Genomic DNA, 23,032 nt, shown 5'->3' with positions numbered 1-23,032 from the left:
CGAAGATGATTTGACGGGCGTGCGCAATCACTGGCACGTCCCATGAACAAGATGGAATTCTTTCAAGTATTGACTCTGTGGTTCGTCGCAGCGACGTTCCTCCGGAGCGGGTCCGGTAACTCGAACCCGGCACTACTGGTCATGACGTTCGTCGCCCTCGGTCTCGTATACGGTATCCCGGTCTATCTCCTCGTCGAGTTGGTCGAGCACATCGCAGAGTGAGGCCGAACGATTCGCGGTCAAAAGCTGCCCGTCAGTCGATGGACCGGTGGATGTTGAACGGCAACCCGTCCACGCCGTCGCGCTGGAACGCCTCGATGGTCTCGTTGACCTCGTGGTAGCCGAGGATGTTCTCCTCGATCATGCGCTCCATCATCTCGGCCCGGAAGTCGAGTTCGTTGTAGATGTCGCGGGTGTTCTCGTACCCGAGCAGGGTCGCAATCTGCTCTTCGAGGACGAAGGAGTTGTTCATCCCCTGGAAGACGATTTCGTCCTCCACGGGGTCCCAGTAGAACGCCTGCCGGGTGACGACGCCGCCCATCTCCTTCGAGTAGCCCTCTATCTCCTGAACGGAGGTCACGCGACGAAGCACGTCGTCGCCCTGCTTCACCCGGTTCTGGAACAGCGCCACGTCGGCGTTGTCCATGAACGTCTCGGGGATGTTGATGGGGTCCCCGGTGAAACGCTGAATCATCGAGACGATGTCGCTCGCGTGGAACGTCAGCATCACGGGGTGGCCGGTCTGGGCCGCCTGGAACGCCATCCGACCCTCCTCGCCACGCACCTCCCCGACGACGATGTAGTCGGGGCGCGAACGCAGCGCGGCCGCGACGAGGTCGAACATGTCCACGTCCGTGGAGTCCTCGCCGCCGCCCTCGCGGGTCAGGAGCTGTTGCCACGTGTCGTGGGGCGGCAGGACCTCCGCGGTGTCCTCCGCGGTGTAGATCTTCGAGTCGCGGGGGATGAACGACATGATGCAGTTCAGGGTCGTGGTCTTCCCGGACGCCGTCTCCCCAACCACGAACACGGTCTGCTCGTTCTCCAGACAGAGCCAGAGGTACGCCGCCAACTTGGGCGACAGCGTGCCCCACTTGGTAATCTGGGCCACCGACAGCGGCGTCCCCTCCCCCTGACGGATGGTGAGGCTCGGTCCCTTCAGGCTCACGTCGTCGGAGTAGATGATGTTGATACGCGACCCGTCGGGCAGGGTGGAGTCCACGATGGGGTCGCTGTCGCTCACGGGGTCGCCGATTCGCTCGCCCATGTTCCGCAGCCAGTTGTCGAACCTGTCGGGCGACCCGAAGTCCACGCTGGTCCCGAGCATGCCGAACGTGCCGTGGTCCACGTACGTCTCGTGGGGACCGATGACGTGGATGTCCTCGTTCGAGGGGTCGCGCATGATGGGTTCCAGCGGGCCGAACCCGACGATGTCGCGGTTCAACCGGTACCGGATGTTCTCGTAGGTCTGCTCGGACACCTCGTAGGTGCCGATGTTGGTGTAGTCCTTGACGACTCGCACGATGTCTTCGGTCGAGAACGTCCGGACGTTGTGCTTGAAGTCGTTGTACGAGACGTTCTTTATCCAGTTCAGTATCTGGTCGGCCGAGAGGTTCCGGAGGTTGGCGCGACCGCCACCGCCGGTATCGCCGTCGTTGACCAGCACCGTGTCGTCGAGCAGTTCCTCGATGCGGTCGTCGTACTCGCCCTCGTCTTGGGGCGCTGGCTTCTTCACGCTCTTTTCGAGAATCTCGCCGCGAACCTTGCCGAACAGTTCCTGTTCGGTCCCCGAGAGTTCGGGTTCGACCGCGTAGTACTCGGTGTCCTGACCCACGTCGCCGTAGATGTGACAGTAGATAGGACCGCCGACCGGGTAGATGACATTGGGCTTGTCCGTCTCCCACTCGTCGTTCGGTTCGTCGATGAGTCGCGGGAACTCCCCGGTAAACTGCTTGAACCGTTTCAGGTAGTCCCGCAGGTGTGGCCGTCGCATGGCCACTTCCCGAAGGTCGTCCTGAATCTGTGCGGTCCCGTGTTCGGTCATGATGTGAGCGGTCGTTAGGCGACGCTCCGACTCTCGATGACGATTCCCGCGTCGGCCCGGACCGAGAACCCGATGGTGTCACCGACCTGTTCACCCATCCCGGCGAACCGCTTGACGGAGATGTTCCGTCGCACGTCGTTGCCGACCTCGACCATCTGGAGTTCCATGAACACGTCGGCGATGGCACGGAACGGGCCGATGGCCTCCTCGTCCACCGTCGAGGGGTCCACGGTGAGGACGATGACCTGCCCCTGCGAGACCAGGTCGCGGAAGAACGAGATGATTTCGAGGGCGGCCTGACGCTCCTCGTTCTGCCGAATCAGCGCCTCGAACTTGGGGTCGTTCCGGAGGATGGCGTCGAACGTGTCGATGACGATGACGTCGGCCTGCCACATCGCCTCGGCGTTCATGAGTCGGTTGAGCAGTTCCTTCCGGTTGCCCTCCTCGTCCTCGGCGGGCGCGGTCAGGCGACCGCCGCCGGTGTCCACGTCGGCGTGGAGGAAGAGGAGTCGCTCGTCGAGCAGGTGGTCCTCGACGCCGTACGACAGCGAGTGCATCTGGTCGATGAACCCGCCGATGGTCAGTTCGGTCGAGAGCAGGGTAACCGAGTGACCCGTCTCGCAGAGTCCGTAACTGAACCGCTGGCTGATAGCCGACTTCCCGGCCCCGTAGTCGCCCTCGATGAGGACGATGGACCCGCGGGGGACGCCACCTCCGAGTTCGTGGTTGAGTCTGTCGTGGTCTTCTAGGCCGAGCGAATAGAGATTGTCTCGTGTCATGTTCGGAACTGAAGCACCTCTTCGTCACCGTTTACGATTATCTTCACGCGGTGGTCGCTGTCCGTTTCGAGTGGCTGGCCGAGACGAATCGTGATCCGGACGACGTTTCCGACGGTCCACGCCGAACCGTCCACGACTGCCACGGAGACGTCGGTCTGATACCGCCCGTTCACCAACACCTCGATTTGGTCACTCGACGCTTCGAGATCGCGTGACCCTGTGTTCTTTGCTAATACCGTCACGTTTCCGTCTCCCGAGGCGTCGTACACCGCACCGCTTCCGGGGTCGCTGATGAGCGTGATGTCGCTACGGATGTCACTGCTCACGTCCACGCTCCTGTCGCCGAGTGCCGACGAGAGCCGCTGGACGCCCTGCGTGAACGTCCCCGCCACGCTGGCGGCGATGAGTAGACTGGCGATGAACAGGATGAGGTGGGACGTGGAGACGCTCGCCATTCAGTTCACCTCCTCGGAGTCCGACACGCCCGGTCCGGTCACGACTTTCACCCGGTCGGGGTTGTTGACCGAGACGTTGGCGTGGAGCGTCTCGCCGGGCAGCCACAGGTCCGTCTCGGTGTCGTCGCCGACTTCCAGCCTCACCATGTTGTCACTCGTGTGGTTCGTGTAGGTTCCATCTATAAGAATGTCGGTGTCGTTCACCGACAGCGTGCTCGAACCGGTGTTGTTGACTGTCAGGTTCAGGTACGACTGCCCGGCCTGAGTAGCGACCGAGGCGTTGCCGATGCCGATGGCGGTGTTCTGACGAGTGAGTTCGTCCTCGGAGTTGTCCTCGAACGCTCCGTTCACCCGCTCGAAGCCGTCGTTGGCGGCCGAATAGGCGACCCCGAAGCTGATGAATATCCCGAGGAACAGGATCACCGTCGCACCGCTAACGCTGAATCCCATCGCGCCCACCTCTGATCTGCGAACAGTGTTCGACGATCTTGCGCTGGACGGCGTCGCCGGTCAGTTGGCTCAGGAAGGTGAGGCTCTGGACGTGGTCGTCGACTTCGAGTGTCGCGGGACCGGTCTCCTCGGTATCGACCGACTCCACGTCGGCGAAGCCGCCCACGAACGCCAGCAGTTCTTCCTCGACCGACTCGCTAATCCATCCGATGTCGCCGTAGTATTCGATGGTCCGAACCGCGTCTTCGGGACCGAACTCGCTCACGAGAAACTCCAGCCACTCCATCACCACCAAGTCAGAGACGTAGCCGTTCGGAAGTTGGGCCAAGTACGGCTTGCCGCCTCGGCCCGAGTTTTGTGCGGTGGACGTGGCGGGGTCGGTAGATTCGGGTGCGGGTTCGGTCTCCGCCGGTTCCTCGAACTCGAAGTCCCCGTCGGCCGGTTCGTCGGCCGTAGACTCCACTTCGACCGCGGGTTCGGGGTCGGGTTGGCCGTCTTCGGGCGCGCCTTCCTCGCCTTCCTCGGCCCAGTCGGCGTCGCCCGACTCGTACTCCTCCTTGAGTTCCGCGAAGGTCGAACCGCCCGCCTGCCCTCCCTCGCCGTCGTCTGCGTCGTCCTCCTCGGGGGGTTCCATCGCCGGTTCCTCGTCGTCCAGCGCCTCCTCGGGCGAGTCGAATCCGAGATCGTCGGCGGCGTCGTCGAAGTCGTCGTCCTCGCCGAACTCGTCTTCCTCCTCGAATTCCTCTTCCTCCTCGTCGAAGTCGTCGTCGAAGAAACTCTCGGCCTCGGCGTCGGCGACGTCGGAGTCGAGGTCCGCTTCTTCCTCTTGTTCCTCCTCCTCGTCGAAGAGACCGAAACTACCGCCGCCGTCTTGGTCGAGAGCGTCGCCGCCACCGGCCATCCCGCCCTGCTGCACGTCGTCCACGAACGGGTTGACTCCCCGAGTCACCATCTCGTAGATTTCGAGGAGTTTACGGACGTTCTCTTCGGTCTCGTCGACTTTCGCGCTGATCTGTTCGTTCTCGCTCCGAACCGTACCGACCGTCGAGGAGATCTCCGCGACCTCGTTTTCGAGTTCGTCGATCCGGTTCTCCAGTTCCTGCGTCGGACCGGACCCGCCGCCCATAGCGAACTCGTCGTCGCCGCCACCGCCGTCGGCCCAGTCGTCCATCTCCCCGTCCATCCCCATCCCGTCGTCCATCTCGCCGAAGTCGTCCATCTCACCGCCAGCGTCGCCGCCCATACCGTCGCCGAAGAGGTCGTCATCGGCGTCGTCGCCGCCACCACCGCCGCCGTCGGCTTCGACGCTCTCACCCTCCTCTTCGTCCATGAAATCCATGATTCCCATGCCGACCAAGCCCGTCCCGAGGAGGTGAACGAACTGGTCGCTGAGACCGATAAGTTTCATTGTCGTCAACAGCGAACTTCCGCCACATTAATCTTCCCCCTGAGTTATCAGCTCTGATACTCCCGGGGTGACGAACCCAGAACCCGGGTAGAGCGCCACTAAACGCGTTTCGGGCGCACCTACGACCTGTCAGGAATGCTGTCTATCTTCTTGTATATACGGAGTCGCCGGGCGATAGGTTCGAAAGCTGGCTTGAGCAGTTCGGGGAGCGTCTCGGTCTTCCCGATGACGAGATAGCCGCCCTCCGACAGCGACTTCGACACCGTCTCCAGAATCGGGAGTTTGTGTTCGGTGTCGATGTAGATGAAGAGGTTCCGACACACGACGAGGTCGAAGTTCGACTTGGGGTCGCCGTTGATGAGGTCGTGGCGCTCGAACGACACCAGTTCCTTGACCTCGTCGGCCACGGCGAACTGGTCGCCGTCGCGTTCGACGTACCGCTCGTACTCGTCGAGGGGCGCGAGTTGCTCGCCGATGTCGGTCGTGCGCGTGTTCTCGTAGACGCCCTGCCGGGCCGCCGCGAGTATCTCCCGGTCGATGTCGGTCGCGGTTATCCGGATGCGCGAGTCTTCTACCTCCGGGTCGTCCAGAGCCAGCATCGACATCGAATACGGTTCGCGGCCGTCGGAACACGCGGCGCTCCAGAGTCGGATTCGATTGCGCTCCGCCGAGAGCGCCCGGATGACCGACCGCATCTCCTCCCAGACCTCCGGGTTCCGGAAGAAGCTCGTGACGTTGACCGAGAAGGCGTCGAGCAGCGCCTCCTGTTCGCGCTCGTCTCCGCTGAGCAGGTCGTGGTACTCCGCGTAATCGTCGGTGTCCGACCGGCGCATCCGCGAGGAGACCCGGCGGTCGAGATACGCGTCGTCGTAGTAACTCGTGGCGAACCCGAGTTCGGACTCCACGTAGTCGAGTAACTCGTCGAACGCCTCGTCGTCCGGCGTCACAGGTCTTCGACCCCCCGGTGGGCGCTGGTGACTCTGAGCGTCCACGTCTCCGGAACGAGTTCCAACGACCGACCGTGACCGCCGCCCACGTCTTCGGCGACCACCGAGACGCCGCGGTCGGCCAGCGCCTCGCGCGTCCGTTCGACGTTCCGCTCGCCGACGCCCTCGCTGACGCCCGAGAAGTCGAACATCTGGCTTCCCCCGGCGATTTTCGCCTCCACGGCGTCGGGGTCGCCGCCCTCGGTTTCGACCGCGTCGAGCAGTCGTTCCACGCCGAGTTCGACCGACTTGGCGGGCTTGGCCCGGTCGTCGTCGGTGGCGTCGGGCAGCATGACGTGGGCCAGTCCCGCGATGCCCGCGGCGGGGTCCGCCACCGCGACGCCGACGCAGGAACCCAGACCGCTGGTCGTGAGTCGAGTGTCACCGCTGGCGACGGCGAGTTCCGCGACGCCGACTCGCACGCGGTCGGGCGCGTCGTCCGTGAGCGAGCGGCGTTCGGTTGGCTTGCTCATAGTGACCCTGCTCTCGTGGTACGCTCGGCCGTCGCGTCCGGGTCCAGTTCCGCCAGCGCGGCGTGAAGTTCGGACTCGTCGGGCAGCGCGTAGATTTCGCAGTCGAACTCCCGGTCGTCCGCCCGGAGCGTCGCGTCGAACAGGAACGCGAACGCCTGTCGTTGGCCGAGGCGCGCGACGACCGACTGGGCGACCGCCCGGCCCATGTCGTGAACGAACTGGGGCGGCGAGATGTCGATGGTGGCGTCGAGTACGTTCGCCCACCCGTCGATGAAACTGCTCGTCATCACGTTGCCGATCTCCTCCATCGCCGACCGCTGTTCGCCGTCGAACGTCGCTCCGACTTCCGTGTCGGAAACGAGTGCCCCGACGACCTCGCTGGCCGACGCCTCGTCGAACAGTATCAGCACGTACCCGCCGAGCGCGCCCTCGAACTGGAGGACCACGCCCACGTACTTCTGGTCGCGCAGTTCCGCGGGCACGTCCTCGACCGGAACGAAACTGAGCTGGGTGATATCGACGCCGGTGTCGATGCCCGTCATCGCCGAGACCGTCTCGGAGGCGGTCCGCGCGCCGGTCTCGGCCATCCGCCGGAGGGTCGCCAGTTTCTCGATGGGAATCTGCTCGTCGCCGCCCGCGAGCATCTCCTGCATCGAGTCGGCGTCGGGGAACATGTGGAACTGGACGTCCAGTTCCTCGCCGACCGCGCTGACTCGACTCCGGAACACGAAGGCCCTGTCGCGGTCGAACTCCGCGTCGTCGAGCAGTTCGGCGCTCGTCCCTTCGACGTACTCCGGCGGCGAGATGTCGATGATGGTCTCGAGGTGGTCGGCCCATCCGCCGATGAAACCGCCGGTGACGACGTTGCCGACCTCCTCTACCGCGCCCTCTTCGGTACCCACGTCGGGCACGAGCGTGTCCAGTATCGTCTCGACGCCGTCGGCCGAGAACGTCAGCAGGGTCGTGCCGTCGATACCGCCCTCGAAGTCGATGGCGACGCCGACGCGCTTCTCGTCGCCGTCGAGGTCGTCGGGGGACGCCAGCGACACCTCCGTCACGTCCACCGCGGTCTCGATACCGGTCAGTCCGGTCAGATTCTCGGCGGCGCGTTCGGCACCCGACCGGGCGGTCCTGCTGAACGACCCCAGCGATTCGACGTCGACGTTCATGGAATCGTCCTCGGTTCCGCGTTCATCTGGCCAACCATTATATCTCTATCTTCTGCATCAGCGAGACGAGTTCCTCCAGTTCGGGGAACGTGTACACCTTCACTTCGACGTCGGCCTCGCGCGCGTGTACGCGCGAGTCGAACACGAGAGCCATCTCGTCGGGGCGACTGCCCACGAGGTTGCCGACCATCTTCGACCCCGCGCCGTAGGTGAATTTCGGCGTCGAGATGTCGATGGTGGTGTTCAGCACGTTGGCCCACCCGTCGATGAACCCGCTGGTCATGATGTTGCCGATCTCCTGCACAGCGGACCGTTCCATGTCCGAGAACCCCGACGAGGAGTCGGCCTCCTGACCGAGCATCCCCGCCGCGAGTTTCTTGGCGCTGCTCGCGCTGAACAGGAACAGGATGTAGCCGTACGGCGGTTCCACGAGTTCGATGTGAGTGCCGACCTGCTTGTTGTGACCGACGTGGGTCTTGATGTCCTCGATGTCGAGGAAGTTGATCTTGGTGATCTCCATCTCGGTCTCCATCCCCGTCATCTGGGTGAGGTGGTCGGCGACCGTGTTCGCCCCCTCCTTGGCCATCTGGTTGAACAGGTTCAGCTTTCGTATATCGACTTGCAAGTTTCTAGTGTCACCTCGGCTCATAGCTGGTCTCCTCTCATAGCGTCTCCACGTCCAGAATCGTCACTACGTCGCCTTCGCCGAGGACCGCGGCACCCGACAGACCGGGGATACCCGAGAGGATTCCCTCGAACGGTTTGACGACGACCTCTTCCTGACGGCTCACGGCGTCGCAGTGGACGGCGACCGTCCGCTCGGACTCCTTGATGCGGACGAGCATCCCGTCCCCGTTCTTGGTCTGGCCGGGAACGTTCAGCGCGTCGCCGAGTCGCACGAGCGGGAAGACCGTGTCGTCGTGGGTGACGACTTCCTCGCCCTCGACGGTCTGAACGTCCTCCATTCGGCGAATCTCGTCCACGTTCTTGATGGGGATGCCGTACTCCTCGTCGCCCGACTGGACGAACAGGACCTTGACGATGGCCACGGTGACCGGCAGCGAGAGGCTGATGGTCGTGCCCTCGCCGGGCGCGCTATCGACCCGAATCTCGCCGTCGAGACGCGAGACGGTGTCCTGAACCACGTCCATCCCGACGCCCCGACCGCTCACGTCGGTCACTTCGTCGTTGGTCGAGAACCCGGCGTGGAAGACGAGTTTCTGGGCCTCCTCGGTGTCGAGCTTCTCGGCCTCCTCGCGGCTCATGACGCCCTTCTCGACCGCCTTGGACCGGATGGCGTCGGGGTCGATACCGTGACCGTCGTCCTCGACTTCGATGGTCACGCGGTCGCGCTCGCGGAAGCCGCGGAGTCGGATGGTCCCCTCCGCGTCCTTGCCCGCGGCCTCGCGCTCCTCCGGCGGTTCGATGCCGTGGTCCACGGCGTTCCGCAGGAGGTGCATCAGCGGGTCGCTTATCTCGTCGAGGATGGTGCGGTCCAACTCGATGTCGGTCCCCTCCATCTCGAAGTCTATCTGCTTGTCCTGTTCGCGCGCGAGGTCCCGAACCAGTCGCGGGAACTTGTTGACGACCTTCTTCAGCGGGACCAACCGCATGTCCATCACGGTGTCCTGCAGACTCGACGTTATCTTGTCGAGTTCGTCGAGGTGGTCCTCCGCGCTGTCGAGTTGGGCCTGTTCGACCGACCGCCGGAGTTTGATGCGACTGGTGACCAACTGCTCGACCTGCCCGTGCAGGTCGTCCAACTGGTCCACGTCCACGCGGACCGACTGTATCTCCTCTATCTCCTCGGCGGACGCGTCGTCGGACCCGCCGTCCGAGTCCGACTGGCCGGAGTCGTCCGACTCGGCGGTCTCGACCACGTCCGCGTCGGTGAAGTCGTCGGCGTCCGTCGGGTCGTCGGCCGCGTCGGCGTCGGTGGCGTCAGTATCGCCGACGGCCGCGTCGCTACCGTCGTCGGCGTCCGTCGCCGCCTCGTCGTCCGTACCGGTGTCGTCGGCGCTCGCATCTGTCGAACTCCCGGCGTCGATGTCGTCCGCGTCGAGCGCGGTCACCGTCCCGCCGTCGATTTTGCCGACCGACCCGACCACGGCCTCCACGTCGCCCGCGCTCGCGCCGACGACGAAGGCGTCGAAGCCGTCGTCGTACTCGCCGTCGTTGATGGCCTCGACTCCGGGAACCGTCCCGAGGAGGTCGAGGTCCCGTTCCAACCCTTCGAGCGCGAACATCGCGTCCACGCCCTTCATCTGGGGGTCGCCCATGTCCACGGCCACGTGAAACACGTCGCCGTCGGCGTCGGCCAGCACCGCGGGGTCCTCGAACTCGTCCACCGGAATCTCGTCGCCGGTCGATTCCGGACCCCCGTCGTCGCCCGAATCCGGAGACGCGGCGTCCTCGTCGGCGTCGTCAGAGGCCGTCCCGCCGCGCTCGATGACGCCCCGAATCTCCTCGATGGTGTCGTCCGGGTCGATGTCGGACTCGCCGTCGTCCTCTATTTGGCCGAGCGCGCGGTCGATTTCGTCCACGCCCGCGAACACGAGGTCCATAATCTCGGGCGTGACCTCCATCCGGCCCTGCCGAATCTCGTCCAGCAGGTCCTCGATGGCGTGTGCGAGGTTGCTCTCGTCTTGGAAGCCCATCGCGCCGAAGTTGCCCTTCAGCGTGTGGGCCGTCCGGAAGATGGAGTCCATCGCGGCCTCGTCGGACGGGTCGTCCTCCAGTTCGAGCAAGGAGTTGTTCAACTCCGTGACGTTCTCTTCGCTCTCGCGTATGAAATCCTGTAAGTAGTCGTCCATGTATTGTCACCCGTTGTCGCGAATCGTGTCCAGAACCGCCTTGCCCACCTCGTCGGCCGGGCGCACGCTATCGACGCAACCGGTCTCGATGGCGCGTGCCGGAATGCCGAACACCGAGCAGGTCTCCTCGTCCTGCGCGACCGTCGCACCGCCCGCTCGCTTTATCGCTTCGATGCCCGCCGCGCCGTCCGACCCCATGCCGGTGAGGACGACGCCGGTCAGCGGCCCGTCGATCTTCTCGGCGGCCGTCTCCATCGTCACGTCGATGGCCGGACGCACGCCGTGGAGCGCCTCGTCCTGCTGGAGGCGCAGTCGGAGGCGACCGTTACCGTAACCCGCGACCTCCATGTGGTAGTCGCCCTTCGCCACGACCGCCTCCCCGCCGCCGATTCGCATCCCGTCCTCGGCCTCGCGCACGTCGTACTCGCTCCGGCGGTCGAGGCGCTCGGCGAACCGGCCGGTGAAGCCGTCGGGCATGTGCTGGACGACGAGCACCCGGAGGTTAGCCTCTAGCGGGAGGCTCGACAGCACGCGCTCGACGACTCGCGGGCCGCCCGTCGAGGCCCCGACGACCAGCGTCGGGTTCTCGACGTAGCCGTGGTCCGTCTCCAGCGTGCTACTGCTCCGGGTGTTCACGTCGTCGACCGACTCGGGGTCCGCCCGCGTCGCGGACGTGACCTTCTCGACCAGCGCGTCGCCGTGGGCCGAAATCTCCGTGGAGACTTCGCCGCCGGGCTTGGCGAGGAAGTCCACCGCGCCCTTCTCCAATGCCTCGAACGTCGCGTCCGCGCCGTCCTCGGTGTGCGCCGAGAGCATCAGAATCGGGACGGGATTCCGGTCCATAATCTCCTCGACGGCCTCGATGCCGTCCATTCGGGGCATCTCCACGTCCATCGTCACCACGTCGGGGTCGTGGGCGGTCACGGCTTCGACGCCCTCCTCGCCGTCCCCGGCCTGCGCGACGACGTCGATGCCGCCCTCTTCGAGGATATCGGAGATGACCGTCCGCATGAAGTGAGAGTCGTCGACGACGACGGCTTTGGTCATGCTGAGATTACGTCCTCGATTGCGTCCATCACGCTCGGTTTCTGGAAGGGTTTGGTGATGTAGCCGTCCGCGCCCGCCTTGATGGCGGCCTTCATCTTCTCTTCCTGACCGATACTCGTACACATGATGATGTTCGAGTCGGGGTTGGCCTCCTTGATTTCGGTAGTGGCCTCGATGCCGTCACGAATCGGCATCACGATGTCCATCATCACGAGGTTGGGGGAGTGTTCCTCGTAGAGTTCGACCGCCTCGACGCCGTTCTCGGCCTCGCCGACGATCTCGAACTCCTCTTCGAGAATCTCCCGCAGTAGATTTCGCATAAATTCCGAATCGTCTACGATGAGTACGTTCTTCGCCATCTGATAGTCACCTGCCGGTTGGTTTGAAACGGGGTGAAATAAATTCTCCCCTCCGATTATCACGACTGATGCTCGTCCGAACTCGCCCGACGACACGCCGGTCTCGGTCGGCCGGGGCGAGGCGGTTCGAGTCGGGACGGAACTGCGGACTCATTTCAACTGTCCGATGATAGCGTCGATGTCTATCCAGACCACGAGGTCGAGTCCGTCGCCGTTCTGCTTCCGGATGATGCCCCGCGAAATCTGTTCCTCGATGCCTCGCGTGTCGAGGTCCGAGAGGTCCTCGTCGGTGTCTATCTTGCTCTCGGGGTGGTCGGTGACCTCCAGCACCTCGTCCACCCGGATGCCTATCTTCTGCTTGTCGTCCGGGCGGTCGAGGACGAGGATGTTCTGCTCGTCGCCCTCGGGCGGTTCGCCCTCGATACCGAGGAAAGTCCGGGGGTTGATGATGGCGGTGGTCTCGCCCCGGAGGTCCATCACGCCGTCGATGGAGTCGGGCGTCCGGGGGATGCGCGTCACCTTCTTTATCTCTACGATGCTGTCCACCTGATCTATGTCTACCGCGCAGTAGTCCTCGCCGAGTCGGAACTCCACGACCTGTTTCGTCGGGACGTCTTCGACTTCCGGCGAATCGGTCTGCTCGGTTCCGTCGTCGGATTCGACGTCGGTCTCCTGAACCTCCATGGCGCTCTCTGATTCGAACATCGAAGCCGAGGTTATAAAACCCGCCCTCGCCTCTCGCAGATGATAATCGGATCGCCGGGGAAACGCCCTTGTCGGCGCGACGTGACGACGAGCGTATGGTTCGCGCTATCCGCGTCGCCCTCTGCTGTCTCCTCGTCGCGTCGCTTGCGTGGTCGGTCGTTCCGTCGAGCGCTGCTCCGCCGCCTCGGCCGCTCTGTGACGCTTGCGGGGAGTCGTTCGAGGCGACCGCCGAGTCCGAGGGCGTCTCCCTCTCGGTCGAACGAAGCACCGCGACGCTCACGGTCCACGAGAACGGGAGCGCCACGTGGGTCGTCCGGAACCGACTCGCCGAGTCCGAGGGCGTCGAGCGACTCCGCGCGAACGCCGGTCTTCGGTCCGACGTAGCCGACCGCGCGATGTGGGACACCGAGTTCCTCGGCGCGAACGTCTCGTCGGCGGGCGTCCTGACCGCGCGCTACCGCGAACCGGGCTTCGCCGAGCGGTCGGTCGGGGGCGTCCTGCGCTCGGGCGCGTTCACCGAGGCGTACGGCTACCGGAACATCGACGGTCTCGGCGCGGACCGCCTCGTCGTCGTCGCTCCCGACGGAATGCGCGCCGGTCGGACGCTGCCCGGCGCGACCGTCTCGGCCGACGGCCGACGGACGACGCTCACGGAGTTCGACGGCGGCGGGTTCGTCACGTTCGTTCCGGCCGACACCGCCCTCGGACCGGTTTCGAGCGCGCTCGCCGTCTGGTCGCTGCTCGGTCCCGTCGTGGGAACGAACCTCCTCCTCTACGCGGTCCTCCCCGCGTCGGTGTTCGGTCTGCTCGTCGCGGCCCTCGGGTCCGGGGTCTCCCGGTTCGGCCCGGACCGCCCGCTCGTCGGCGACACCGTCGGTCTCACCCTCGCCGTCCTCGGAGTTCTGGTGGCGAGTCTCGCGCTCCTCGGCGGCGGTCTCTCGCTGTTCGGCGGGGCGACCCCACCGGCGTTCGGCGCGGGCCTGACCGCCGTCGCGCTCGGCGCGTCGCTCTCTCGGAAGTCCGTCCGAGACCGAGCGACCTACCGCCGACTCGTCGCGGGTGCCGCGTTCGGCGTCCTCCTCGCCGCCGGGGCGACGCTCGCCGGTGCCCTCGCGTTCGGCCACGGCGTAACTCGGTCGCTGTTCACGGGGCTTCCGGCGCTGATTCCCGTGTTCGCGCTGTTCCCCGCGGGGTACGCGTTCGGTCGCGGGAACCGCCGTCTCGCGGTCGCGACTGCGACGGCCGGACTCGTCTTCTCGGTTCTCCCGTTCGTGTCGTTCGTCTCGCCGACCGCGCGGTTCGGCCAGTTCGTCGCGCTCTTCGGGACGACGTACGCGGTCGTCGTCGCCCTCGCCGGGACGCCGCTACTCGTGGCGGGGATGTCGCTCGCGGCGTCTTCTTCGACTGCCGAAACGCCGACGCCCCCGACTCCGAAGTAGTTTTGCCGCCGAAGGTCCGTGAACGGAGTTCCGCAGTTGTGAACGACAGCGAAGAGAGTGAAGCGACGACGGTAGCGACGAAAATCAGGACGGCAGTAGCGACGTGCGCGCTACCTGCCGAACAGTCGGTCCACGATACCGCGTCGGTGGGCGCGCTCGGCCAGCAGAACCGAGCAGTCCACGCCCTCCGCCACGTCGGCGACGAGCGACCCCGTGACCAACCGCGAGAGCAGACCGCGCTCGGTCGCCCCGAGGACGACCATCGAGGAGTCGGCGGCGGCGCGCTCGATGGCCCCTTCAACGTCGCCGGTCTCGACGCGGAGGTCGGCGTCGGCGAGACCGTGGTCGGCGGCCCACGTTTCGAGGAACGCCTCGCCCTCGGCGGTGTCGTCGGCCACGTGGAGGAGCGTGATCTCCGAGTCGTAGGCGTCCCGGAGCAGGCGAGCGACCTCCGCGCTCAGGTCGGAGTCCGGTCCGCCTGCGGTCGGGACGAGGACGCGTTCGGGGGCGAACCCGCGGTCCTTGAGGACGAGGAAGTCACAGGGCAGGTCCCTACCGAGGTCGTCGAACGCGCTCTCCACCCGGCCGGGCGACCCGTGAGACTCCTCGCCCCACCCCATCACCACGAGGTCCGAATCGTGAGTCCGGGCGGCGGAGAATATCTCCTCGAACGACCGATGGGAGACGATGGTGTGGGTCTCCACGTCCACGCCGAACGTCTCGGCGTCTCGCTGGGCCTCGTCCAGAATCCGGTGGTAGTCCTCCTCGCGTTCGTCGAGGTGGTCGGCGGCGTGTTCCAGCGACGTCTGGTCCGGAACCGTGACGACGTGGACCGCGTCGAGGACGCCGTCGCGTTGGTCGGCGACCGCACTGGCGAGCGTGATGAGGTCCGTCTCGTTCTCGGGGTTTGCCAGCGGGACCATCACCCGGTACCGGCCGCCGTCGGGCTTTATCGAGGTCGCGGCCGAGACCGCGGGGTCGGGCATCTCGTCGCTCCGAGAGAGGACGTAGTCCGAGAGGATGCCCTGTTTGTCCGTCTTCGAGCGAGCGTAGGCGAAGTACCAGACGACGCCGCCCGCGACGAAGGCGAGCGCGAGTCCGATTTCGGCGGGGTCCATGAACGCGATGAGACCGAACGAAGTGAGCGCGCCGAGTATCGGGACGACGGGGTACAGCGGCACCTCGAACTCGGGTCGGTACTCGTCGGGGTTCGACTCGCGCATGACGATGAGCGCGAGGTTCAGCAGGCCGTAGACGATGAGGTGGAGGACGCTCCCGGCCTTCGCCAGCACCTTCACGTCGCCGACGACGATGAACAGCAGGATGAGACCGCCCGTGACCGCGATACTCCGGTACGGCGTGGCGAAGTTCGGGTGAATGTCGTTGAGTTTCGGGCTGATGAGTCTGTCCCGTCCCATCGCGAAGTTGATGCGCGAGGAGGCCAGAATCGAGGCGTTCGCGCTCGACGCGGTGGCGAGGAGTCCGGCGAACGTGAGCAGTCCGACTCCGACGGCCGCGAGACCCACGCTCCCGAACGCGATTTCCGCCACGTCGAGGACCGGCGTCTCGGTGAACGCGGGACCGAGTTGCCGCCAGTTGACGACGCCCATCATGACGACCAGAATGATGGCGTACATCGTCGTCACGATGAGGACGCTCCCGACTACGGCCAGCGGGAGGTTGCGACCCGGGTTCTTGAGTTCCTCCGCGACCGTGGTTATCTTGGCGAATCCGAGGAACGAGACGAAGACCAGACCAGTCGCCGGGAGGACCGCCGCCGCACCGCCGGTTTCGGCGGGGAAGAACGGTTGAAGCGTCGAGAGGTCGGCCTGCAGGAAGCCAAGCGCGGAGAACAGCGTGAGGATACCGACGAGCGTGACGACGATGAACACCTGGAGGCGGCCGGTCTCCTTCGCGCCGACGTAGTTGACGGTGATGAAGACGAGACCCGCGAGGAGCGCGCCGATCTGGAACGAACTGAGCGTGACGATGCCGAGCGCGACGGTCGGAATCGGCAGGAACGTGGCGAGGTACTCGCCGAAACCGAGGGTGTAGAACGCGCTGGCGAACGCCAGTCCCATCCAGTTACCCCACCCGGCGATACAACCGAACAGCGGTCCGAGGGCGTGGTTGACGTAGTAGTAGCTTCCGCCTGCCTTCGGCATCGCGGTGCCCAGTTCGGAGGCCGATAGCGCGGTGAAAAGCGAGATGACGCCCCCGACCACGAACGAGAGCGCAACGGCGGGTCCGGCGGCCGCGGCCGCCTGCCCCGGCAGGACGAAGATGCCCGCGCCGATCATCGTCCCCACGCCGATGGTCAACGCCGCGAGGAGTCCGAGGTCCTTCGCCAGTTCCTCGTCGTCGGCGGTCATCCGCCCTCACCGTCCTGCGGGAGGACGACGACCGGCCGGTCGGCCTCGGTGACGATCTTGGTCGTGCGATTCCCCGAGAGGAACCGCGCGAGTCGTCCGGCCCCGCGCGGTCGGAACGCGATGGCGCTGGCGTCCGCGTCGTCGGCCGCGTCGAAGATGGCTTCGACTACCTCCCGGCGGTACGCGGTGCGGTCGGCGGCGTCGGGGAACGTCTGTCGGACGGTCTCGAACGCCGCTTCGGCGAGTTCTTCTGACTGTTCGACCGGCGTCTTGTCGGGGACGCCCTCGCCCTTCTCCACGACGTGGAGGGCGGTCACTCGTTCGGGAGCGTACGGTTCGAGCGCGCGCGACGACGCTTCCGCGTCGTCTTCGTCCGCGACCGGGAGGAGGACGTGCGAGAGTAGTAACTTGTCTGGCGGTGCATTAGTCACGTTAGTGAGTCGTTTTCGTTCGAAGGACAAAACAATTCCTACTCACCGAGTGAAAAGTACGACAGATAGCAGGTGGCGACGGGGTAATACCGGCTTTTCAGACGTTCTCGGGCGGGAACACCATACCGCGGTCGTCCTGTACGGCCTCGAACAGGTCCGCGATGGTGTCGTCCGGGCCGAGGTCGTAGGCTTCGAGGATGGACTGCAGGCACGACGGCGAGTAGCGGACTCGGACGTTCGACTCGGTGAGCAGGATGCCTAGTACGTCCTCGACCGCGGTCTCGGTGGTCAACTGCTGGGCGTACCATCGGAGGAGACTGTCGAAGACGGTGCCGACGTCGTCGGAGAACATCTGCTGGTGGGAGATTGCGTCGTCGGCCTTCGCGCTGACGTGGAAGCCGTACTCGGCGCTGACGCCCTGTAGGTCGTCCTCCAACCACTGCTTCACCGTGCCCGAGTCCACGTTGCTACCGCCCGTCGGGGGTTGGTCGGACCGTTGGTCGTCTGTCGCCGGGGACTCCGCCGCCGGTGAGTCGGCCGACGCCGCCGACTCGTTCGCCGAGTTAGTGCCGGTATCGTTCGCGGGAACGTCGGGCCGGGCGTCGGTCCCGATGACGTATCTGTCCTGGTCCAGCGAGACCACCTGCTCCTCGTCCTCGATGTCGAGTTCGTCGGGCGAGAGCGCCGACCCGTCGTTGGCGCTGTTGGCCTCGTCCGGGCGCAGCGAGGCGCGTTCGTCGGGGTCCCGGCCGTCGTCCGGCGGTGGACTCATTGTGAGTCGGTACCGGTCGATTTCACATAAACCCACCGCCTACACCGACGAACCGTCCGAGGAGTCGCCCTCTCGTGAGGTCGCTGGTCTCCGAAGGACGACGAGACGGCCTGCTCGTCAGTCGCGGCCTGTCGGTCCTCCGTCAGCACGCGAACTGACAATTTTTGCCGCGCGAGCGGGGCTCCCCGATGGTTTCGACGATTGTTGTAATAGGGATTTATTATCGTCGAACTACTCGCATCGAATACTCAGATGAGCGTTCAACGTCCGACGACATCGACGAGAGAACTGCCGACGGAACTGGAGTCGCCGCGCGCGAAACTGGTGTACCTCTACCTCCTCCCCACCGCGGCGTCGATAGACGAACTGCAGAGCGACCTCGGCGTCGAGAAGATTACGCTGTACAGCATCCTTCGAACGCTGAGAAAACGAAATCTCGTGGAAAAGCGGGACGGCAAGTTCGCGGTGGCAGAGTAGTTACTCCTCGTCCTCTTCGGGACAGAGTTGTTCCGGGGTCCGCTCGTAGCGAGGTGTGGCCACGAACTGCTCGATGCGCTCGCGTTCTTCTTCTGACAGGGGCATACCCGTTGAGACTCACGGCAACACCAAAAAGACAGTGGCTACTGTCAGTGAACCCGACTGCTACACTGCGAGTCGGTGCGACCGGCCGCGGTCCGAAACGAGTGTCTCCCCCCAACAGTCCTTTATCGCTGAACGCCAGAGAACACAGGTGGGGAGCATGTTTAATAGCGATACGACCGGGATCAGAGGGGGTCAGTATGGCTGAAGCGGACGACAAGTATCCCGAGGAGTCTGGACGCAGGCGATTCGTGAAGGGCGTCGTGGGGAGCGCCGCGCTCACGGGCGTCGGCACAGCGGCGGCAGCCAGCATCAACTCGGCGACTGCGCCGACCGGAGCGGGCGGGGGTATCACGCAGTACTACGGCGTCGAGAACGTCGCCGGACCCGCACCGCGGGGGATGCCCCAGATTCCGATCGAGATAGACGACGACGGATTCATCAAGGGAGTCTGGCCGGAACCGGAGACGGTCACCGAGCAGGGCCGGGAGATAACGGTCGCCGAGATGGAACTGGGCGGCATCACCTACTCCAGCGAGTGGTTCCAGTACTGCGGAATCCAGACCTACCCCGGCGTCGAACCCGACGCCGACCAGGACAACTTCTTCCGGTACGCGGCGTCGCCTCCGTACGAGTGGCAGCAAGAGGAGGTCGAACCCGGTGAGAAGGTCAACGTCGACGACTTCGGCGACTACGAGACGTGGGGCAACGAGATCGGCGAAGCCGGAATCGGGAAGCCCGCGCTCGTGACGTGGCGCTCGCAGGACGTGCCGCCCGGCGGTACGATGCCGGTCCAGTTGATCCGGAGTACCCGAATCGCGCGGATGGCCGACGAGGGCGACGAGTGGCTCACGGCCGCCACCGAAGCGGGGTTCCTCGCCAACATGAACAAGTGCACCCACTTCTGTTGTGTCCCCGGGTTCAAGTCGCTCGCCGACAGCGCGAAGTTCGGCGCGGCCAACGAAATCTACTGCCAGTGCCACCAGTCGGTGTACGACCCGTTCAGCATCGTCCAGTTGTCGTACGTGGCGCTGCCGCGTCCGGAGGGATGACCGAGCGTCGCGGCGACCGCCGGGCGTCCACTCCGTCGAGTCCCGATGACCCGCCGATACTGGTCAAATTCGTAACTTGTCAACCACGGTAGACGGCAACAAACGTTTAGTACCGCCGGTCAGCATCCACCCGTATTGAAGCGACTCCTCTCCGCAGTCGTCGACCGAGCCAAACGCCTGATGGGGTCGTCGGCTTCCGATACCGCCGGACGCGACGCGAGCGCCGGAGACGATAGCCCCGACCTGTACGAGTGCGAGGGGTGCGGGACCGTCTTCATCACCGAACCGAACGAGTGTTCGACCTGCGAGGACGACGATTTCGCGAACGTCGGGAAGTTCGAGTAGTCCGGCAGGTCGAGTCTCCCCGCCTCCACTTCGAGAGTCACGACGCCGTCGAGCGGACGAGGCTCCGTTCTCGGAACCGCGCTCGCTCGGCGTCGAATGCGGGCGCTTATCTCGCTCGCACACCGAGTGTCGGAGAAGCACCTCGTTCAGGTGGTTTCACTAGCATGCCTACAGCGAAACGCAGGGTGGTTCTGGTCGCGTTCGCGGTCCTCGCCTCGGTCGCTGTCGTCGGCGCGACCGTCTCGCTCGTCGCGCAGGACGACACGGCCGACTCCGGAGCGACCCCGACGCTCACCGCCAACTGGGTCAGCGACACGGGCAGAAACATCACCGGTAATCACCACGTCGCGGTCGGCGGGTTGGTCGGCGACCAACCGTTCGTCTTCGCACCGATCAGCGGCGAGGCGGCCGACGCCGGACAGAGCCACGGCCACCGCCACGACCACGCGAACGGCGCGACGAACGCGTCCGCGGGATGCGGACTGGTGGCGCTGAACGGGACGACGGGCGGGGTCCGGTGGACGTACGAGGTCCCCCCGGCCAACTGCACCATCCACTCCATCGCCGACCCGACGTTGGCCGACGTGGACGGTGACGGCGTGGCGGAGGTCCTCGCCACGTCGACCGAGAAGACGGTGGCCGCCTTCGACCCGCGGACGGGCGACACCGAGTTCCGACGCAACCTCTCGGCCTACGGCTACACCCGGCCGGTCGTGGCGAACTTCACGGGCGACGCGCGACCCGAGGTCGTCGTCGTGGACGTTCACGGGACCGTGTTCGTCGTCCGGCCGGACGCCAACTCGACCGACAGCGACTCACGGGGCGTGGCCGACGCCGAGACCGTCTGGACGCGGAAACTTCCGGCCGACTACGTCTGGGGACAACCGCATGTCGAGGACTTCGACGGCGACGGCGCACCGGAACTCGCGGTCGCGCTCGGCAACGGGCGACTCGTGATGCTCGACAACGACGGGAGCGTCGCGTGGAATCGCTCGGTCGGCGCTGGCGACTCGGTGACGTGGTTCACGACCGGGCAGGCCGACGACGACCAACCCGCAGAGCTCGTGACGGCCACCTCCGGCGGGAACGTCTCGCTGCTCGACGGCGACGACGGGGAACTGGTCTGGCGACAGTCGTTCGGCGCGTACGCCGCTGTCGATGCGGTCGGCGACGGCGACGGCGACGGAACCGCGGAGGTGTACGCGACCGCCCGCGACGGGAACCTCCGGGCCATCGAGGCCACGTCGGGTGACGTCGAGTGGACGACGAGTCTGACAACGGTCAACCCCCAGATGACGCCGCCGCCGGTCCTCGGCGACGTGGACCACGACGGCGACGACGAACTCGTCGCGGCGTCGAACGACGGGCGCGTCTCCATCGTGGACCCGACTTCGGGAGAGATACTGGCGTCGTACGAGCGCGACACGCCGCTCTGGACCAACCCGACGCTGGCAGACGTAGACGACGACCCGGCACCCGAGATTCTGACGATGTACGGTGACGGTCGAGTCGCGGCGCTGTCGTACGAAAACGGGACGAGTACCTGAGCGAAAACGTGGGGCGGGCCGCCGAGCGAGGAGCGTGCGCCCGGCGGAGGTCCGTCGCGTCACAGGTCTCCGGGAGTCGTCCGCGGGGTCGCTTCGCGTTTCGACGCGGACGCCGACGGGCAGTCGGAACCGCGTCGAGGCGGTCGGTCACCGCCTGTCAGAACGGAAGTCGGTGTAACACTTAAAACGGCGTCAGACTCCCGACCGTTTCACGCCGAGTGGTATCGGCCGAGTCGCGGGGACCGCCTCCCGAATCCGAAACTGCTGCAACCGGCAAGAGGTTTCTTAACCCTCCGTGAGAGTGGACTAATCACCGGCACGTACCTCCGGTAGCGTGCCAGCCACTCCACCAATGGACTTCGAAACCGCGTTCGACCTACTGAGTAACGAGTACCGACGCGCCATCGTGGACGTCCTCGACGAAACCGGCCCCGTCTCCCGCCAACAGCTAACGACGCGACTCCTCGCCCGCGGCGTCGGCCCGGCCGACGCTTCGGACCGACCGACCCGGCGACGGCTACGCATCGCGCTCCACCACAACCACTTACCGCGCTTGGCCGACGCTGGCGTCCTGACCTACGACGACGAGCGGGTCGCCCCGACCTCCGAGTTGGACGCCACCGTCGAGTGGTTGGAGGAGTCGGGACCCGACACACCGAGTACCGCCATCGACCTCGGCGACCAACTGACGGAGTTCTACGCGTAGCGCGACCCACTCTTCGTCTCGGCGTTGCGATTTTCCGGAGCGGAACCACAGACCCGGTCGTAGAGGTACAGCCGACAGCGAAATCGCCGGGGACCGATTCTTCGAGCGCGAACGTGTACCCGTGCTTTGTTTCGCTATCTTCGGTGGTACAGCCCTCTCAGACGTTCATTTGATGCAAGCCCTGTAAACGAATACGACCAGCGAGGAGATTACGAACGCGAACCCAATCGCCGGGCCGAGGAATACAATCTTCGATAACTCGTGTGCGAGAAAGACACTCAACCCCAGTTCGTATCTGTAAGGGATGCTTGGCCAACGGAGATACAGACCAAACAGCAGTGCCGAGGGAACGAGAGACAAACAGAGGAGTACAGACTGTCGTCGTACACGCTCGTACGGAGTGTTCCAAGCGGTTACACCCATCAGAAGGGCCGAACTCGTGCTCGTCACGACAAAGCCTCCGATACCGACGACGAGGCCCCCGACAGTAACGACGGTCGGGGGGAGAACAGACTGCAACACGCCCCAGACAGAGACAATCGAGAGAAAGACCGGCCAGAGAACAACACCGATTACGTAGCCGTAGGGTGGTTCGAGAAAACGGTGCCGTAGCAGTGACTCCGGTCCGGGACCGGAGGTGTCCATCCACTCCTCGACGGTTTCTGCCCTCATACCGTTTGTAGTGTCGTTGCCATTTATTATATATTCACCCGTATGAAATTCCGAGAATCACTCGGGAGTAGCATCCGTTTAACGCCGGGCGCCGCGCTACTATCACCTATCGAAAACGAAATGCGGAGCAATTCCGTTCGGGAATCATCGACAGTTCGGACCGACGCCGCTCGCACCGCACCGCGAAGGGTTTTGACGAACGCCCGGAGAGTTGACACCTCTCCAGTGTCGGCGGTCTGCTGGGTGAGGTGAACCCGGCAGTCACGCCGCACTATCCCAAATTGACCGCACGTCCATCAGAAGTGGCTGCATGGTGACGGGTGTCCGATTCCGGGATCGAGAACCCGAATTCCGAAGCCAGGGGTGGGATTTGAACCCACGAACTCCCGATTACAAGTCGGGTGCTTGAACCGCCCAAGCTCCCCTGGCGCG

24 protein-coding genes and 1 tRNA gene are annotated in these 23,032 nt (G+C 65.0%); 7 read left to right on the top strand and 18 right to left on the bottom strand.

The window, feature by feature from the left end; all coding sequences use genetic code 11:
* The first annotated feature begins 69 nt into the window (after positions 1–69).
* On the top strand, positions 70–222 hold the full coding sequence (locus NGM06_RS04635) for a hypothetical protein (RefSeq protein WP_254269156.1): 153 nt from the start codon (positions 70–72) through the stop codon (positions 220–222).
* A gap of 31 nt (positions 223–253) precedes the next feature.
* Here NGM06_RS04635 and flaI read toward each other — a convergent pair whose 3' ends face one another.
* From flaI to NGM06_RS04570, 13 genes are all read right to left on the bottom strand, one after another.
* Positions 254–2,041, bottom strand: coding sequence for an archaellum flagellar ATPase motor FlaI (flaI, locus tag NGM06_RS04630; protein ID WP_254269155.1), 1,788 nt, complete (start codon positions 2,039–2,041; stop codon positions 254–256).
* 14 nt (positions 2,042–2,055) lie between these two features.
* Positions 2,056–2,820, bottom strand: a complete 765-nt coding sequence (gene arlH, locus NGM06_RS04625) for an archaellum protein ArlH (RefSeq protein WP_163520929.1) — start codon at positions 2,818–2,820, stop codon at positions 2,056–2,058.
* A complete protein-coding gene (gene arlG, locus NGM06_RS04620) occupies positions 2,817–3,275 on the bottom strand; it encodes an archaellum stator protein ArlG (protein WP_254269154.1) in 459 nt (152 codons plus the stop codon). The genes arlH and arlG overlap by 4 nt, the downstream gene beginning before the upstream one ends.
* Positions 3,276–3,725, bottom strand: coding sequence for an archaellum stator protein ArlF (arlF, locus tag NGM06_RS04615; RefSeq protein WP_254269153.1), 450 nt, complete (start codon positions 3,723–3,725; stop codon positions 3,276–3,278). It abuts the gene before it with no gap.
* The gene (locus tag NGM06_RS04610) at positions 3,709–5,133 is read right to left on the bottom strand and encodes a FlaD/FlaE family flagellar protein (RefSeq protein ID WP_254269152.1); all 1,425 of its coding nucleotides are present in this window, start codon (positions 5,131–5,133) and stop codon (positions 3,709–3,711) included. Before NGM06_RS04610 ends, arlF begins: the two co-directional genes overlap by 17 nt.
* A gap of 119 nt (positions 5,134–5,252) precedes the next feature.
* The gene (locus NGM06_RS04605; protein WP_254269151.1) at positions 5,253–6,080 is read right to left on the bottom strand and encodes a CheR family methyltransferase; all 828 of its coding nucleotides are present in this window, start codon (positions 6,078–6,080) and stop codon (positions 5,253–5,255) included.
* A complete protein-coding gene (locus tag NGM06_RS04600) occupies positions 6,077–6,592 on the bottom strand; it encodes a chemotaxis protein CheD (RefSeq protein WP_254269150.1) in 516 nt (171 codons plus the stop codon). The genes NGM06_RS04605 and NGM06_RS04600 overlap by 4 nt, the downstream gene beginning before the upstream one ends.
* A complete protein-coding gene (locus NGM06_RS04595) occupies positions 6,589–7,761 on the bottom strand; it encodes a chemotaxis protein CheC (RefSeq protein WP_254269149.1) in 1,173 nt (390 codons plus the stop codon). The genes NGM06_RS04600 and NGM06_RS04595 overlap by 4 nt, the downstream gene beginning before the upstream one ends.
* Before the next feature lie 37 nt (positions 7,762–7,798).
* Complete coding sequence (locus NGM06_RS04590) at positions 7,799–8,410, bottom strand: chemotaxis protein CheC (protein ID WP_254269148.1); 612 nt, start codon at positions 8,408–8,410, stop codon at positions 7,799–7,801.
* A 13-nt stretch (positions 8,411–8,423) separates the two neighbouring features.
* Complete coding sequence (locus NGM06_RS04585; RefSeq protein ID WP_254269147.1) at positions 8,424–10,574, bottom strand: chemotaxis protein CheA; 2,151 nt, start codon at positions 10,572–10,574, stop codon at positions 8,424–8,426.
* Positions 10,575–10,580: 6 nt separating this feature from the next.
* Complete coding sequence (cheB, locus tag NGM06_RS04580; RefSeq protein WP_254269146.1) at positions 10,581–11,621, bottom strand: chemotaxis-specific protein-glutamate methyltransferase CheB; 1,041 nt, start codon at positions 11,619–11,621, stop codon at positions 10,581–10,583.
* Positions 11,618–11,980, bottom strand: coding sequence for a chemotaxis protein CheY (gene cheY, locus NGM06_RS04575; protein ID WP_254269145.1), 363 nt, complete (start codon positions 11,978–11,980; stop codon positions 11,618–11,620). Before cheY ends, cheB begins: the two co-directional genes overlap by 4 nt.
* A 150-nt stretch (positions 11,981–12,130) precedes the next feature.
* Positions 12,131–12,685: a chemotaxis protein CheW gene (locus tag NGM06_RS04570; RefSeq protein WP_254269144.1), complete on the bottom strand. Its 555-nt coding sequence runs from the start codon at positions 12,683–12,685 to the stop codon at positions 12,131–12,133.
* Positions 12,686–12,780: 95 nt separating this feature from the next.
* On the opposite strand from NGM06_RS04570, the gene NGM06_RS04565 reads away from it, so the two are divergent.
* Positions 12,781–14,124 carry a hypothetical protein gene (locus NGM06_RS04565; RefSeq protein ID WP_254269143.1) on the top strand — a complete coding sequence of 448 codons (1,344 nt, stop codon included), beginning with the start codon at positions 12,781–12,783 and terminating at the stop codon, positions 14,122–14,124.
* 110 nt (positions 14,125–14,234) lie between these two features.
* Here NGM06_RS04565 and NGM06_RS04560 read toward each other — a convergent pair whose 3' ends face one another.
* The 3 genes from NGM06_RS04560 to NGM06_RS04550 all read right to left on the bottom strand — a co-directional run bounded on the left by NGM06_RS04560 (position 14,235) and on the right by NGM06_RS04550 (position 17,699).
* Complete coding sequence (locus NGM06_RS04560) at positions 14,235–16,496, bottom strand: amino acid permease (protein ID WP_254269142.1); 2,262 nt, start codon at positions 16,494–16,496, stop codon at positions 14,235–14,237.
* Positions 16,493–16,927, bottom strand: a complete 435-nt coding sequence (locus tag NGM06_RS04555) for a universal stress protein (RefSeq protein WP_254269141.1) — start codon at positions 16,925–16,927, stop codon at positions 16,493–16,495. Before NGM06_RS04555 ends, NGM06_RS04560 begins: the two co-directional genes overlap by 4 nt.
* A gap of 97 nt (positions 16,928–17,024) precedes the next feature.
* On the bottom strand, positions 17,025–17,699 hold the full coding sequence (locus NGM06_RS04550) for a DUF7500 family protein (RefSeq protein ID WP_254269140.1): 675 nt from the start codon (positions 17,697–17,699) through the stop codon (positions 17,025–17,027).
* A gap of 252 nt (positions 17,700–17,951) precedes the next feature.
* Between NGM06_RS04550 and NGM06_RS04545 the strand changes: the two genes are divergently transcribed.
* The 5 genes from NGM06_RS04545 to NGM06_RS04525 all read left to right on the top strand — a co-directional run bounded on the left by NGM06_RS04545 (position 17,952) and on the right by NGM06_RS04525 (position 21,928).
* Positions 17,952–18,176, top strand: coding sequence for a helix-turn-helix domain-containing protein (locus tag NGM06_RS04545; RefSeq protein WP_254269139.1), 225 nt, complete (start codon positions 17,952–17,954; stop codon positions 18,174–18,176).
* A gap of 302 nt (positions 18,177–18,478) precedes the next feature.
* Complete coding sequence (locus NGM06_RS04540) at positions 18,479–19,330, top strand: ubiquinol-cytochrome c reductase iron-sulfur subunit (RefSeq protein WP_254269138.1); 852 nt, start codon at positions 18,479–18,481, stop codon at positions 19,328–19,330.
* Positions 19,331–19,465: 135 nt separating this feature from the next.
* Positions 19,466–19,675, top strand: coding sequence for a hypothetical protein (locus NGM06_RS04535; RefSeq protein ID WP_254269137.1), 210 nt, complete (start codon positions 19,466–19,468; stop codon positions 19,673–19,675).
* Between the two features lie 164 nt (positions 19,676–19,839).
* Positions 19,840–21,222, top strand: a complete 1,383-nt coding sequence (locus NGM06_RS04530) for an outer membrane protein assembly factor BamB family protein (RefSeq protein ID WP_254269136.1) — start codon at positions 19,840–19,842, stop codon at positions 21,220–21,222.
* Between the two features lie 352 nt (positions 21,223–21,574).
* Complete coding sequence (locus tag NGM06_RS04525; protein ID WP_254269135.1) at positions 21,575–21,928, top strand: DUF7344 domain-containing protein; 354 nt, start codon at positions 21,575–21,577, stop codon at positions 21,926–21,928.
* Between the two features lie 165 nt (positions 21,929–22,093).
* Here the strand turns inward: NGM06_RS04525 and NGM06_RS04520 are convergent, their stop codons facing one another.
* Entirely contained in the window at positions 22,094–22,600 is a 507-nt protein-coding gene (locus tag NGM06_RS04520; protein WP_254269134.1) for a hypothetical protein, read from the bottom strand.
* 355 nt (positions 22,601–22,955) lie between these two features.
* Positions 22,956–23,029 (bottom strand) — tRNA-Thr (locus NGM06_RS04515).
* Between the last annotated feature and the right edge of the window lie 3 nt (positions 23,030–23,032).

This window comes from Halorussus aquaticus (assembly GCF_024218795.1).
Taxonomy (GTDB): domain Archaea; phylum Halobacteriota; class Halobacteria; order Halobacteriales; family Haladaptataceae; genus Halorussus; species Halorussus aquaticus.
The sequence above is the reverse complement of the archived record's forward strand: the minus strand, read 5'-3'. Positions and strand labels throughout refer to the sequence as shown.